Source organism: Curtobacterium sp. NPDC087082 (genome assembly GCF_044745045.1).
Lineage (GTDB): Bacteria > Actinomycetota > Actinomycetes > Actinomycetales > Microbacteriaceae > Curtobacterium.
Genome location: NZ_JBIUZN010000002.1, coordinates 127045 through 140482, shown reverse-complemented (window position 1 = coordinate 140482; position 13438 = coordinate 127045). Strand labels below are relative to the sequence as shown.

Genomic DNA, 13438 nt, shown 5'->3' with positions numbered 1-13438 from the left:
GCTGTTCAAGGGTCAGCGTTGATCGAACTGCCGGAGGGCCTCGCGCCCGAACTCGTCCCGCTGTCGTGGCTCGTCGGCGTCTGGGAGGGCACCGGCGTGGTCGAGTACCCCGTCGGTGACGAGGACGAACCCCGGAAGTACGAGTTCGGCCAGCGCGTGAGCTTCAGCCACGACGGTCTGCCCTACCTCAACTACTCCTCCACGACGTGGCTGCTCGACGACGAGCACACCCCGCTCGCGGCCGAGATGGGCTACTGGCGGATCGACCGTCCGTCCGAGCCCGGTGACCGCGGCCCGGCGATGCTCCTCGGCGAGGGGCCGACGCCGTTCGGCACCGTCGAGAGCGTCGAGGCGCTGCGGAACACCACGGACGGCTTCGACGTCGAAGCGGCGATCATCCACCCCACCGGCGTCAACGAGCTCTACGTCGGGCGGGTCCGCAAGGGCCGCATCGACCTCGCGACCGACGCCGTGATGCGTTCGCCGAACGCCAAGGACTACTCCGCGGCCACCCGGCTCTACGGCCTGGTCGAGGGCAAGCTCTTCTGGGCGTGGGACATCGCCGCGCTCGGCAAGGAGCTGACCTCGCACGCCTCGGGGCAGCTCGCGAAGGTCGACTGATGTCCGCGTTCGCCGGCCGCGCTGGCTTCGTGGCGGCGGACTCCGGCCCCGCCGCGCACTTCGGCAACCCGCTCGGCGAGCAGCGTCTGCTCGCCCGCGGCCGTGCCGTCGTCGAACTCGGCCTCGGTGTCGTCACCGTCACCGGCCCGGACCGTCTGTCGTGGCTCAACTCGATCACCTCGCAGCTGCTCACCGGGCTCGCCGCCGGCGTGAGCACCGAGACGCTCGTGCTCGACCAGTCCGGTCGGGTCGAGCACGCGGCGCGCGTCGTCGACGACGGGTCGGTGGCGTGGCTGCTGACCGAGCCCGCGGACGCGGCACCGCTCGCTGCCTGGCTCGACTCGATGCGGTTCATGCTGCGCGTCGAGGTCGCCGACCGTTCGGCGGACTTCGCGACGATCGGCTGGTTCGGCGAGTCCGCGCCGTTCGCGTCGACCGACCTGCCCGAGACCCCGGTCGCCGAGTGGGTCGACCCGTGGGCGTCCGTCACGCCCGGCGGGTGGGGCTACGCCGACCAGGAGGCGCACCCCGCATCCGACTGGACCCTCCGCATCGCCGTGGTCACCCCCGGCACCGCGAGCGCGATCGCCGCGTCGGACGAACCCGTCGCGGGTCTCCTCGCGTACGAGGCCCTGCGCATCGCCGCCTGGCGCCCCTCGCTGTCCGACGTCGACGAGCGCACGATCCCGCACGAGCTCGACTGGCTCCGGTCCGCCGTGCACCTGTCGAAGGGCTGCTACCGGGGGCAGGAGACCGTGGCCAAGGTCCACAACCTCGGACACCCGCCGCGCCGGGTCGTCATGCTGCACCTCGACGGGTCGGACGGCGTGCTGCCGGCTCCGGGGACGCCGGTCGTGTCCGGCGAGAAGGAGGTCGGGCGTCTGACGGCGTCGGGCATCCACCACGAGCTCGGGCCGATCGGGCTCGCGGTCGTGAAGCGTTCCCTCGACCCTGCCGCCACGCTGACGCTCAGCGCCGACGACGTGGTCGTGTCCGCCACGCAAGAGGTCATCGTGCCGCCGGGCGCCGGCGCCACCGCCGACGTCCCGCGCCTGCCGCGCCTCGGCGCCGTCCGCCGCTCCTAGCCCGCCCAGGCGCCCGCCCCCGGCCCCCGGCCCCGAGTCTCGGCTCCGCGGACACGTTCGCGCCATCAGGGCCACGAAACTGTCCGCCCGGCCGAGTCTCGGGGTCCCGCGGCGCCGGTCAGGCCGGGGCCACCGCGGCCCACGGGACGCTGAGCTCGCCGAGCCGCCACCGCGTCACCCCGTGCAGCACCGGCCACCCCCGGTCCCGCATGCCCCGGACCGTCGCGATCCACCGCTGCCGGGGGCCGTACGTGCCGAGCGGTGCCGCGACCGCCCACGCCAGGTCGAGGTCGCCGAGGAACGCGTGCACCCGCTCGCCGGGAACGTTCCGGTGGATGAGGGCCTTCGGCAGCCGTTCGGCCACGACCGAGGGGACGTCGAGCCCCGCCAGCCGGAGCGACACCGTGAAGGTGCGTGGCGCGACGTCGTCGAGCGTCACCCACGAGGCCACCCGCCCGACCTCGTTGCAGGTCCCCTCGACGAGCGCGCCGCCCGGTTGCAGGCGGTCCTGCATGATCCGCCAGGACTCCGCCAACGCGGACTCGTCGTACTGCCGCAGCACGTTGAAGGCGCGGATCACGGCGGGCCGGCGGTTCCCCGGTGTCGGTGTCTCGAACCCGCCGAGCCGGAACGTCACCCCGTCCCGCGTGCCGGCGTTCGCGAGGGCCACCCGGGCCGGCTCGATCTCGATGCCGGTGACCTCGACGTCGGGGCGGACGGCGGCCAGGCGGTCCCGGAGTTCGAGCGTCGTCGTCGGCGAGGCCCCGTACCCGACGTCGGCGACGAGCGGGTCGGCGCTCCGACGGAGGGCCGGCAGCGTGGCGATCCACCGGTCGACGCGGCGGAGCCGGTTGTACCCGGTCGTCCCGCGCGTCACGTTCCCGATGGGCATGCCGACCAGGGTACGGGCCCGGGGACCGGCTGCACGGCGCTCGGTAGACTCGGGGCATGACCTCCACGCTCGTCCTGCTCCGTCACGGCAACAGTGACTGGAACCAGAAGAACCTGTTCACCGGTTGGGTCGACGTCCGGCTCAGCGAGCTGGGCGAGAAGGAGGCGAAGCGCGCCGGCGACCTCATCGCCGAGTCCGGCATCGTCCCCGACGTCCTGTACACCTCGCTCCTCACCCGTGCGATCCAGACGGCCGACATCGCGCTGCTCCAGGCCGACCTGGCGTGGCTGCCGGTGAAGCGCGACTGGCGCCTCAACGAGCGCCACTACGGCGACCTGCAGGGCAAGGACAAGGCCCAGACGCTCGAGCAGTACGGCGAGCAGCAGTTCATGGAGTGGCGCCGGTCGTTCGACGTGCCGCCGCCCCCCATCGCCGACGACGCCGAGTGGTCGCAGTTCGGGGACCGCCGCTACGCCGACCTCGGCGACCAGCTGCCCCGCACCGAATCGCTCAAGCTCGTGATCGACCGCCTGCTGCCCTACTGGGAGTCCGACATCACGAAGGACCTCGGTGCGGGCAAGACCGTCCTCGTCACGGCGCACGGCAACTCGCTCCGGGCGCTCGTGAAGCACCTCGACGGCATCTCCGACGAGGACATCGCCGGCCTGAACATCCCGACCGGCATCCCGCTGGTGTACGAGCTCGACGACGACTTCCGTCCGACGAAGCCGGCGTACTACCTCGACCCCGAGGCCGCCGCGGCCGGAGCCGCCGCCGTGGCCGCCCAGGGCGCCAAGAAGTAGCAGCACTGCACACACGAACGCCCCGCCCGGACTGACCGGGCGGGGCGTTCTGCGCGTTCTGCGCGTTCACACGAAGTGGGAGGCGATCTCCTGCACCAGGGCGCCGACGTCGTACGGCTTCGTCGTGTCGACGCGGACCACCGGGACGCCCGGCAGGCCGACCGGCTGGGCGGCGTCGCCGTGCTCGTCCCAGAACGCGAGCACGTCGGCCAGGTCCCCGTGCACCTCGTGGCGCACCGGCACGGTGCCCGGGTCGTACCGGTCGCGCAGCCGCTCCTCGGCGGTGGCCCGGTCCGTGTCGCACCACACCTCGACAGCGCGCGGCGACCCGGCGGAGGCGAGCCGCGCCTCCAGGAGTCCGCGGTCCCGCGACGGCAGCCAGACGGCGTCGAGGACGACCCCGTTCTCGACGGCGTGCGCCATCGACCACATGGTGTCCATCGCGATGCCGCCGAGCGGACGCGACGCGATCATCGGGCCGACGAGGTCGGCGAGGGGCTCCTTGATCCGGTCCTTCGACAGGAACGGGCAGCCGAGCACCTCGGCGAGGGCGGCACCGATGGTGCTCTTGCCGGAACCGGGCATGCCGTTGACGATGATCGCGACCTGGGCCATGCCTCGATCCTGTCAGAACCCAGCGAGCCGAACGGAACGCAGCGTCGGGTCAGGCGGGCGACACCGTCACCGAGGACGCGCCGGCCCAGTCACCCGTCGCCAGGTACTCGACCTTCTTGGCGATCGAGACCGCGTGGTCCGCGAAGCGCTCGTGGTAGCGCGATGCCAGGGTCGCGTCCACCGTGTCGATCGGCGCACCCTTCCAGGTCTCGCCGAGCACGAAGTCGAACACGCTCGCGTGCAGCTCGTCGATGGCGTCGTCCTCGTCGCGGATCTCCCCGGCGAGGGCGATGTCCTCGGTGGCGAGCAGCCGCGTGAGCTTCTGCGCCATCGCGACGTCGAGCTGGCCCATCTTCTTGAAGGTGCCGCGGAGGCCCTTCGGCACGACCTTCTCGGGGAAGCGCTGCCGGGTGAGCTGGGCGATGTGCTCGGCCATGTCGCCCATGCGCTCGAGCGACGAGCTGACGCGCAGGGCCGTGACCACGACGCGGAGGTCGCGGGCGACGGGGGCCTGACGCGCGAGGATGTCGATCGCGATCTCGTCGAGGCTGTTCGCCGCCTCGTCGATCTTGACGTCGTCGGCGATCACCTCCTCGGCGAGGGACACGTCGGACTCGCTGAACGACTGCGTGGCTCGGGTGATGGCGGACTCGACGAGCCCGGCGATCTCGGTCAGTCGCTCCTGGACGTCCTGGAGTTCCTGCTGGAAGACTTCGCGCATGGGGGAGTACCTCTCTCTGCGTACCGGTCGAGTGTCGTCACGTCAGGTGAACGAACGGTGACGTGCGGTTGAACGCTTCGCGATCCGGCCTTCCGCAGACGGTGAACGGTACCGGAACCCCGCATGACCATCCCTACACTGACGGCATGGACAACGCGTGGCTCGTGCCACTGTCGATGCTCCTCGGCGGGGTGTTCGGAGCAGGCGTCGTGGTGCTGATCATCACCGCCGAGCGCACGGCTCGTGCTGCCGACGTGGCGGAACGCACCCTGCCCGACGGTGTCGCCGCGGTCATCGCCACGATGCACAACCCGGCCGTGGTGGTCGACCCCTCGAACACGGTCGTCGCTGCCTCGCCACAGGCGCTGACGGTCGGGCTGGTGGTGCGGCGGAAGCTCGTGCACCGCGAGCTCGTCGACCTCGTCGACCGCGTGCGCAAGAGCGGGGAGATGGGCGCCGAGGACCTCGAGCTGCCCCGTGGCCGGGGCAGCGACCAGATCGGCTACCTGAGCTTCCGCGCCGCGCAGCTCGGCAACCGGTACGTGCTCGTCACGGCCGACGACCTGACCGAGACCCGGCGCATCGACGAGGTCCGGCGGGACTTCGTCGCGAACATCTCGCACGAGTTGAAGACCCCGATCGGCGCGATCGGCCTGCTCTCCGAGACCCTCGTCGCCGCCGCGGACGAACCCCAGCACGTGCGGAAGTTCGCCGCGCAGCTCGTCACCGAGTCGGAGCGGCTGGCCGCCCTGACGAAGGACATCATCGAACTCTCGCGGTTGCAGTCCGTCGACACGCTGGAGAACAGCGAGGAGACGTCGATCGACCGCATCGTGCAGGCCGCCGTCGACGCGAACGAGATCGTCGCCCGCGCCCGGGACATCGAACTCGTGCGGGCGAAGAAGTCGAAGCTGCGGGTGATGGGCGACCCCGCCCTGCTGCAGATCGCCGTGTCGAACCTCATCGCCAACGCGGTCAAGTACTCCCCGGACAACACCCGCGTCGGCGTGGGCGTCCGGTCCGCGAAGGGCTTCGTCGAGATCGCGGTGACCGACCAGGGCGTCGGCATCCCCGAGGCCGACCTCGACCGGGTGTTCGAGCGGTTCTACCGCGTCGACCCCGCCCGGTCGCGTGCCACGGGCGGCACCGGCCTCGGCCTCGCCATCGTGAAGCACGTCGTCGGCAACCACGGCGGGGACGTGCGCGTCTGGTCGCAGCCCGGCAAGGGCTCGACCTTCACCATCCGCCTGCCCGAGGCGGACCCAGAACTGACCACAGCACTCGAAGAGCAACTGGAAGAGCAGCCATCGTGACCAAGATCCTCATCGTCGACGACGAGCCGGCCCTGAGCGAGCCCCTGGAGTTCCTGCTGCAGCGCGAGGGGTACGACACCTCCGTCGCTGCGGACGGCGTGACCGCGCTGTCGAAGTTCGACGCGGAGAACCCCGACCTGGTGCTGCTCGACCTGATGCTGCCGGGACTCTCCGGCACCGAGGTCTGCCGACAGATCCGGACCCGCTCGAACATCCCGATCATCATGCTCACCGCGAAGGACTCCGAGGTGGACATCGTCGTCGGGCTGGAGCTCGGCGCGGACGACTACGTGACGAAGCCGTACTCGACCCGCGAGCTCCTCGCCCGCATCCGTGCGGTCCTGCGTCGCCGGACCGAGGACGACCCCGCGGACAGCGGGATCCTGCAGGTCGGTGGCATCCGGATGGACGTCGAGCGGCACACCGTGGCGGTGGACGGCTCGGAGACGCCGATGCCGCTCAAGGAGTTCGAGCTCCTCGAGCTGCTGCTCCGCAACGCCGGGCGCGTGCTCACCCGGGGGCAGCTCATCGACCGGGTGTGGGGCTCCGACTACTTCGGCGACACGAAGACCCTGGACGTGCACATCAAGCGCATCCGCTCGAAGATCGAGCGCGTGCCGAGCGCGCCGGAGATCCTGGTGACGGTCCGTGGGCTCGGCTACCGCATCGAGGGCTGACGCGAGGTCGGCTGACGCACAGGAGGCGGGGGGGGGGGGGGGGGGGGGGGGGGGGGCGCCCCCCCCCCGCGGGGGGGGGGGGGGGGGGGGGGGGGGGGGGCGGGCGGGCCCCGGCCGCCCCCCCCCCCCCCCCCCCCCCCCCCCGCCTCCTGTGCGTGCGTCTGCTGCTAGTTGCCGGCGTCCTGCGTCGCGTCGTCCGTCGGCGTGGCCGCGGGCGTCTCGACCGGGAGGGTGATCTCGCTGGTGGGCTCCGGCGAGGAGGTCGGCGCGAGCGTCGCGTACTCCTCCTGCTGGCTGGTCAGCACCGGGACGCTCGCCGAGACGCCCTCGGCGCCCGAGTACGAGAAGTAGACCTTGACCAGCGAGCCGGGCTTGGTGTCGGCGTCGTCGAAGACGACCTCGCGCGAGTCGCCGGCGGCCGTGCCCTGCGTGGTGCCGTCGCCCTCTTCCGTCGAGGCGGTGGCCTGCTCGGAGGGCTCCGCGGCGCCGCCGAGGTCGATGTGCGTGTTCGCCGGGACCGTGACGGTCTGGGTGTCCCCGCCGACCTCGATCGAGAGGGTGATGTCGTCCCGCTCGGCGTTGTTCACGATCGTGCCCACGAACCGGGCACCGTCGGCGTCGTCCGCGATGAGGAGCGCGTTGCGGATGTCCACCTTGCCGGTCGACACGTTCACGCCGTCGGTGATCTGCTTGATCTCCGTCGTCTGTGCGGGCGACATGAACTCGCAGCCGGTGGCGCCGAGCGCGATGGTTGCCGCAACGGCGACGGACACGAGTACCCGAGCTCGCAAGAGATTCCTCCGGAAGATCACGATTGTGGACCGGACGGTCCGGCACCATCCTACCGATCAGCGGGGGTGCCAGTTGTTAGGCGCCCCTTACCCGAACAACGCTTGTGGTAAACTGGGTGTCTCGGAACGGAGCCTGATACATGCAATTCGAGGTCGGCGAGACCGTCGTCTACCCCCATCACGGGGCGGCAACCATCTCTGAAGTCAAGACGCGCGTCATCAAAGGTGAGGAAAAGGTCTACCTGAAGCTGCGGGTCACCCAGGGTGACCTCACGATCGAGGTCCCGGCGGACAACGTCGACCTGGTCGGAGTCCGTGACGTGATCGGCAAGGAAGGCCTCGACAAGGTGTTCGAGGTCCTGCGTGCCCCCTTCACCGAAGAGCCCACGAACTGGTCGCGTCGCTACAAGGCGAACCTCGAGAAGCTCGCTTCCGGTGACGTCATCAAGGTGTCCGAGGTCGTCCGCGACCTCTGGCGCCGCGACCAGGACCGCGGCCTGTCCGCGGGGGAGAAGCGGATGCTCGCCAAGGCGCGGCAGATCCTGATCTCCGAGCTGGCGCTGGCCGAGAAGACCGACGAGGACAAGGCATCGACCGTCCTCGACGAGGTCCTCGCCTCCTGAGCGCACCGGACCACTGAACACGTCCTCGACCGTTCTGTTCCCCCACGGGGTGGACAGGGCGGTCGTCGTCGTTGCGGCCGGTTCCGGCACGCGGCTCGGCATCGGGACGGCCAAGGCGTTCGTCCCGGTGGCCGGCACACTGATGCTCGCGCGGGCGCTCGAGCCGCTGTTCGCCCTGCCGTCGCCGATGCTCGTCGTGGTGGTCGCGCCGGCGGCGCTCCTCGACGACTGCCGACAGGTGGTCGCGTCCGTCGCCGGGGCTGCGGTCGCGTACACGGCCGTCGTCCCCGGAGGCGCTGATCGCCATGCCTCGGTCGAGGCCGGCCTGGCCGTGCTGCCGGACTCCGTCACCGCGGTGCTGGTGCACGACGCGGCGCGCTGTCTGACGCCACCAGCCCAGTTCGAGCGGGTGTTCGATGCCGTCGCCGGTTCGCTGCACGACGGGGCGGGTGCCGGGTTCGTCCCCGCACTGCCCGTCACGGACACGATCAAGCGCGTCGACGGGGACGTCGTCGTCGAGACCGTCGACCGCGCAGCACTCGTCGGGGTGCAGACGCCGCAGGGCTTCCCGCTCGCCGCGCTCCGGCAGGCGTACGCCGTGTCGCAGCAGGCCGAGACCGACGACGCCGGGGCGTTCCAGGCGGCGGGCGGCACCGTGCGGTTCGTCCCCGGCGACGCCGACGCCTTCAAGATCACCACCCCGTGGGACCTCGGTCGTGCCGAGTCGATCGTGCGTGCCCGCGCCGCCACCCCAGTGGACACCCGGGTCGGCCTCGGGGTGGACGTGCACGCGTTCGACGCGGCATCCCCGTGCCGGGTCGGGCTGCTCGACTTCCCCGGTGAAGCGGGGCTCTCCGGCCACAGCGACGGCGACGCGGTCGCGCACGCGGTCTGCGACGCCCTGCTCTCGGCGGGCGGGCTCGGCGACATCGGCGGGACGTTCGGCACGTCGGACCCCGCCTACGCCGGGGCGGCGGGTGACGTCTTCGTCCGGGGTGCGGTCGCGATGCTGGCCGCCGCCGGTCTGGCGCCCGTGTCCGTCACCGTGCAGGTCATCGGGAACCGCCCGCGCATCGGCGCCCGTCGGACCGAGATGCAGGACGCCCTCGGCGCCGTCGTCGGGGCCCCGGTCGCGGTCTCCGGCACGACGACGGACGGTCTCGGGTTCACCGGCCGCGGCGAGGGGCTCGCCGCGATCGCGACAGCCGTCGTCCGACCGGTCTGACGTCCTAGGCTGGACGCGTGACCGTTCGCCTCTACGACTCCCGCGCCGCTGCCGTCGTCGACCTCGTCCCGCTGGTCGACGGACAGGTGAGCATGTACGTGTGCGGTCCGACCGTGCAGTCGTCGCCGCACATCGGGCACCTCCGCTCCGCGCTCGTCTACGACATCTGGCGCCGCTGGCTCACCCACCGCGGCCTCCGGGTCACGCTCGTGCGGAACGTCACGGACATCGACGACAAGGTGCTCGACCTCGCGCACGGCACCGACGAGGCCTGGTTCGCCCGGGCGTACCGCGTCGAGCTCGAGTTCACGGCCGCGTACAACGCCCTCGGCATCCTGCCCCCGACGTACGAGCCCCGAGCCACCGCGAGTGTGCCGCAGATGCACGACATCATCACCAAGCTCATCGACCGCGGGCACGCCTACGCTGCGGCGGACGGCTCCGGCGACGTCTACTTCGACACCGGCAGCTGGGCGTCCTACGGGGCGCTCACCCGGCAGCGGCGCGAGGACATGGTCGAGGCCACCGACGCCGATCCCCGCGGCAAGCGCGACCCCCGTGACTTCGCGCTCTGGAAGGGCGCCAAGGCCGGGGAGCCGTCGACGGCGAACTGGGACTCGCCCTGGGGCCCCGGCCGCCCGGGCTGGCACATCGAGTGCTCGGCGATGTCCCGGCGCTACCTCGGCCCGGCGTTCGACATCCACGGCGGCGGACTCGACCTGCGCTTCCCGCACCACGAGAACGAACTCGCGCAGTCCACGGCGGCCGGGGACCCGTTCGCCTCCTACTGGCTGCACAACGGCCTGGTCTCCGTCGACGGGCAGAAGATGTCGAAGTCGCTCGGCAACTCGATCTTCGCCGCGGACTTCCTCGGGTCCGCGCGTCCCGTGGTCGTCCGGTACTTCCTCGGCGCCGCGCACTACCGCTCGTCGATCGACCACCACGACGGCTCCCTGGCCGAGGCCGAGGCGGCGCTCGACCGGATCGAGGGCTTCCTGACCCGGGCCGCACCGCGGCTCGAGGGCGTCCGGCTGGCCGATGCCCCGGGGGTGCCCGAGGCCTTCGCCGCGGCGATGGACGACGACCTCTCGGTGCCCCAGGCCCTCGCCGTGCTGCACGAGACCGTCCGCTCCGGGAACGCCGCCCTCGACGCGGACGATGCGGAAGCGCTCGGAACCGCGTACCATCAGGTGGCTGCGATGGTGGAAGTGCTCGGCATCGATCCGCGAGCCGCCCACTGGTCGGGTGGTGGCCACGACGCATCGGCCGCACCGCTCGCAGCACTCGTCGAACGCCTCGTGCAGGAACGCGCCGACGCCAGGGCCGCACGCGACTTCGCCACGGCCGACCGCGTGCGCGACGACCTCGCATCCGCGGGCATCACGATCGAGGACACCGCAGCAGGTACACGCTGGAGCATCGCCTGACAACGGCAGTGCCGGACAGGAGAGAGCAATGAAGAACGTCTCGGGCAGCAAGAAGGGACGGCCGGGCGCCGTCCGGACCGGTCGCAAGGGCAACAAGCAGGTCGGCTCCGGCGGTCAGGGCGCGCAGGCGCTCGAGGGCCGCAAGCCCACGCCGAAGGCCGAGGACCGTCCGTACCACCCCGCAGGCAAGCGCAAGGCGGCGAAGGAGCGCTTCGAGGCCGCTCGCGGGCGCCACGGTGCGTCGAGCTCGCCGCAGCAGCGCACCGGTCGTCCGCCGCAGCGGAAGACCGACGACTCCGAGCTGGTCACCGGCCGCAACTCGGTGCTCGAGGCCCTGCGCACGAAGACCCCCTCGACGACGCTGTACATCGCCTCCCGCATCGAGGTCGACGACCGCGTCAAGGAGATCCTCGCGCTCGCCAACCACCGCGGCGTCCCGATCATGGAGATCATGCGTCCGGAGCTCGACCGCATCACGGGGCACGACAGCGTGCACCAGGGTGTCGCGCTCAAGGTCCCGGCGTACGAGTACGCCGTGGCCGAGGACGTCGTCGAGCGGGCGTTCGCCAAGGACGAGGTCCCGCTGCTCGTCGCCCTCGACGGCATCACCGACCCGCGCAACCTCGGTGCGATCATCCGCTCGACCGCAGCCTTCGGCGGCCACGGTGTCGTCGTCCCGCAGCGGCGTTCGGTCGGTGTGACCGCGTCCGCGTGGAAGACCTCGGCCGGTGCGGCCGCCCGGACCCCCGTCGCGATGGCCCCGAACCTCACGCAGACCCTCAAGTCGCTCAAGTCGATGGGCCTGTTCGTCCTCGGCCTCGACGGTGACGGCGACGTGGAGCTCGACGGCCTCGAGCTCGCCGACCGTCCGATCGTGATCGTCGTCGGTTCCGAGGGCAAGGGCCTCTCGCGCCTCGTCACCGAGACCTGCGACGCGATCGTGTCGATCCCGATCTCGAGCGCGACGGAGTCCCTGAACGCGGGCATCGCCGCGAGCGTCACCCTGTGGGAGGTCGCCCGGCGCCGTCGCGCCGAGTAGTCGCACACTTCGTGAGCAGGAATGGTCGCCTCCCGGTTCGGGAGGCGACCATTTCTGCTCACGAAGCGAGGCGCGCGGGCGCGCGGGCGCGCGGGCGCGCGGGCGGGCGCGCGCCGGGGCGCCCGCGCCCGTCAGACCCCGGCGCGCCAGTCCTCGACGTCGTCGGGCGACGCCGGCACCGCGTCGTCGACGACCGGGATCGGCAGCGTCATCGACGAGGTCGGCGGGTTGATCAGCAGCCGCTCGTCGCGACGGTGCCGGAGCACGTCGTTGATGTAGGCGGTCGTCGCCTCGGGGAGCGACACCGAACGCTCTTCTTCCTGCGACATGAACCAGCGGTGCTCGAGCAGCTCGTGGAACACCTCGGCCGGCTCGAGCCGCCCGCGCAGGTCCCGCGGGATCGAGCGGATCACCGGCTCGAACACCCGCGACACCCACTCGTGCGCCACCATCTCCTCGTCGAGCAGGTCGCGGCCGTTGCGCGCCCGGTACGAGTCGAGGTCGTTGAGGAGCCGCCGCGCCTGGTTCTCGCCGGCGTCGATCCCGGTGAGGCGCAGGAGCCGTCGCTGGTGGTGTCCGGCGTCGACGACCTTCGGCTGGATGCGCACCTGCGACCCGCCCTCGGTCGTGTGGATCGAGAGCTCCTCGATGTCGAAGCCGAGCGCGTTGAGCCGTTCGACGCGGTCGTTGATGCGCCAGCGTTCCTTGACGTCGAACTGCTCCGTGCCGGTGAGCTCCTTCCAGAGCGTCCGGTACTGCGCGACGATCCGGTTCGAGACGTCCACGGCGTCGGCGTTCTCGTCGAGTCGACCGCCGGCCTCGAGGTCGAGGAGCTCGCCGGCGATGTTCACGCGCGCGACCTCGAGGTCGTTCTCCCGCTGCCCGTTCGACAGGCCGCCGGGGTAGAGCTTGCCGGTCTCCGCGTCCACCAGGTACGCCGCGAAGGCACCGGCGTCACGTCGGAACAGCGTGTTCGAGAGCGAGACGTCGCCCCAGTAGAAGCCGATGACGTGCAGCCGCACGAGCAGGAGCGCGAGGGCGTCGACCAGACGTGTGGCCGTCTCGGGCCGCAGTGTCTGCGAGTAGAGGGCGCGGTACGGCAGCGAGAAGCGCAGGTGCCGGGTGACGAGCACCGGGTGCAGGGCCTCGCCGTCGGCGCTCACCCGGTTCGTGATCACCGCGACGGGGTCGACGCACGGCACGTCCATGCGCTGCAGGGTGCGGAGCATCTCGTACTCCGAGCGGGCGACCTCTTCGCCGGTCTCCTTCACGGCGACGACGTACCCGCCGAGCTGCACGAACCGCACGAGGTGCCGCGAGATGCCCTTCGGGAGCGCGACGATCGTCTCGTCCGGCCAGTCCGCCAGTGGGAGGTCCCACGGCAGGTCGAGGAGTCCGGGGTCGACGGTTGCGGCGGTGATGGACATCGAGTCGGGCACGGTTGGTTCCTCTGGTACGTGTGCGACGGACGGGAGGCGGGGGGGGCGCGGGGGCCCCCCCCCCCCGGGGGGGCCCCCCCCCCCCCCCCCCGGCCCCCGGCCGGGGGGGGGGGCCCGCCCCCCCCCCCGGGGGGGCGCGGGGGGCCGGGGGGGGGGGCGGGGGGGCG

Annotated in this window: 14 protein-coding genes; 9 read left to right on the top strand and 5 right to left on the bottom strand. The window is 71.8% G+C overall.

Annotated elements, in window-relative coordinates; genetic code table 11:
* Positions 1-18: 18 nt before the first annotated feature.
* Together ACIPEP_RS05985 and ACIPEP_RS05980 are read left to right on the top strand one after the other, a co-directional pair.
* The gene (locus ACIPEP_RS05985; RefSeq protein WP_071295875.1) at positions 19-621 is read left to right on the top strand and encodes an FABP family protein; all 603 of its coding nucleotides are present in this window, start codon (positions 19-21) and stop codon (positions 619-621) included.
* Positions 621-1706, top strand: a complete 1086-nt coding sequence (locus tag ACIPEP_RS05980) for a YgfZ/GcvT domain-containing protein (protein WP_402716753.1) — start codon at positions 621-623, stop codon at positions 1704-1706. The genes ACIPEP_RS05985 and ACIPEP_RS05980 overlap by 1 nt, the downstream gene beginning before the upstream one ends.
* 118 nt (positions 1707-1824) lie before the next feature.
* Here ACIPEP_RS05980 and ACIPEP_RS05975 read toward each other — a convergent pair whose 3' ends face one another.
* A complete protein-coding gene (locus tag ACIPEP_RS05975) occupies positions 1825-2598 on the bottom strand; it encodes a class I SAM-dependent methyltransferase (RefSeq protein ID WP_402716752.1) in 774 nt (257 codons plus the stop codon).
* Between the two features lie 56 nt (positions 2599-2654).
* Here ACIPEP_RS05975 and ACIPEP_RS05970 point away from each other — a divergent pair, with 56 nt between their 5' ends.
* Entirely contained in the window at positions 2655-3401 is a 747-nt protein-coding gene (locus ACIPEP_RS05970; RefSeq protein WP_070417798.1) for a phosphoglyceromutase, read from the top strand.
* 66 nt (positions 3402-3467) lie between these two features.
* On the opposite strand, the gene ACIPEP_RS05965 is transcribed toward ACIPEP_RS05970, so the two are convergent.
* Entirely contained in the window at positions 3468-4016 is a 549-nt protein-coding gene (locus tag ACIPEP_RS05965; protein ID WP_402716751.1) for an AAA family ATPase, read from the bottom strand.
* 49 nt (positions 4017-4065) lie between these two features.
* Positions 4066-4737: a phosphate signaling complex protein PhoU gene (gene phoU / locus ACIPEP_RS05960; RefSeq protein WP_070417800.1), complete on the bottom strand. Its 672-nt coding sequence runs from the start codon at positions 4735-4737 to the stop codon at positions 4066-4068.
* A gap of 146 nt (positions 4738-4883) precedes the next feature.
* Here phoU and ACIPEP_RS05955 point away from each other — a divergent pair, with 146 nt between their 5' ends.
* Positions 4884-6050 (top strand): cell wall metabolism sensor histidine kinase WalK, encoded by a 1167-nt coding sequence (locus ACIPEP_RS05955; RefSeq protein ID WP_070417801.1) that lies wholly within the window; start codon positions 4884-4886, stop codon positions 6048-6050.
* Complete coding sequence (locus ACIPEP_RS05950) at positions 6047-6727, top strand: response regulator transcription factor (protein ID WP_022906624.1); 681 nt, start codon at positions 6047-6049, stop codon at positions 6725-6727. Before ACIPEP_RS05955 ends, ACIPEP_RS05950 begins: the two co-directional genes overlap by 4 nt.
* 167 nt (positions 6728-6894) lie before the next feature.
* Here the strand turns inward: ACIPEP_RS05950 and ACIPEP_RS05945 are convergent, their stop codons facing one another.
* Complete coding sequence (locus ACIPEP_RS05945; protein ID WP_071295879.1) at positions 6895-7500, bottom strand: hypothetical protein; 606 nt, start codon at positions 7498-7500, stop codon at positions 6895-6897.
* A 158-nt stretch (positions 7501-7658) separates the two neighbouring features.
* On the opposite strand from ACIPEP_RS05945, the gene ACIPEP_RS05940 reads away from it, so the two are divergent.
* From ACIPEP_RS05940 to rlmB, 4 genes are read left to right on the top strand one after another with little or no spacing between them, the layout of a single operon-like run.
* On the top strand, positions 7659-8141 hold the full coding sequence (locus ACIPEP_RS05940; RefSeq protein WP_017888066.1) for a CarD family transcriptional regulator: 483 nt from the start codon (positions 7659-7661) through the stop codon (positions 8139-8141).
* A 49-nt stretch (positions 8142-8190) separates the two neighbouring features.
* Positions 8191-9366, top strand: a complete 1176-nt coding sequence (gene ispD / locus ACIPEP_RS05935; protein ID WP_402716750.1) for a 2-C-methyl-D-erythritol 4-phosphate cytidylyltransferase — start codon at positions 8191-8193, stop codon at positions 9364-9366.
* A 17-nt stretch (positions 9367-9383) separates the two neighbouring features.
* Positions 9384-10793: a cysteine--tRNA ligase gene (cysS, locus tag ACIPEP_RS05930; RefSeq protein ID WP_402716749.1), complete on the top strand. Its 1410-nt coding sequence runs from the start codon at positions 9384-9386 to the stop codon at positions 10791-10793.
* 28 nt (positions 10794-10821) lie between these two features.
* A complete protein-coding gene (gene rlmB, locus ACIPEP_RS05925) occupies positions 10822-11832 on the top strand; it encodes a 23S rRNA (guanosine(2251)-2'-O)-methyltransferase RlmB (RefSeq protein WP_070417805.1) in 1011 nt (336 codons plus the stop codon).
* 131 nt (positions 11833-11963) lie between these two features.
* Here rlmB and ACIPEP_RS05920 read toward each other — a convergent pair whose 3' ends face one another.
* Complete coding sequence (locus ACIPEP_RS05920) at positions 11964-13271, bottom strand: DUF4032 domain-containing protein (RefSeq protein ID WP_092385133.1); 1308 nt, start codon at positions 13269-13271, stop codon at positions 11964-11966.
* Positions 13272-13438 lie beyond the last annotated feature (167 nt).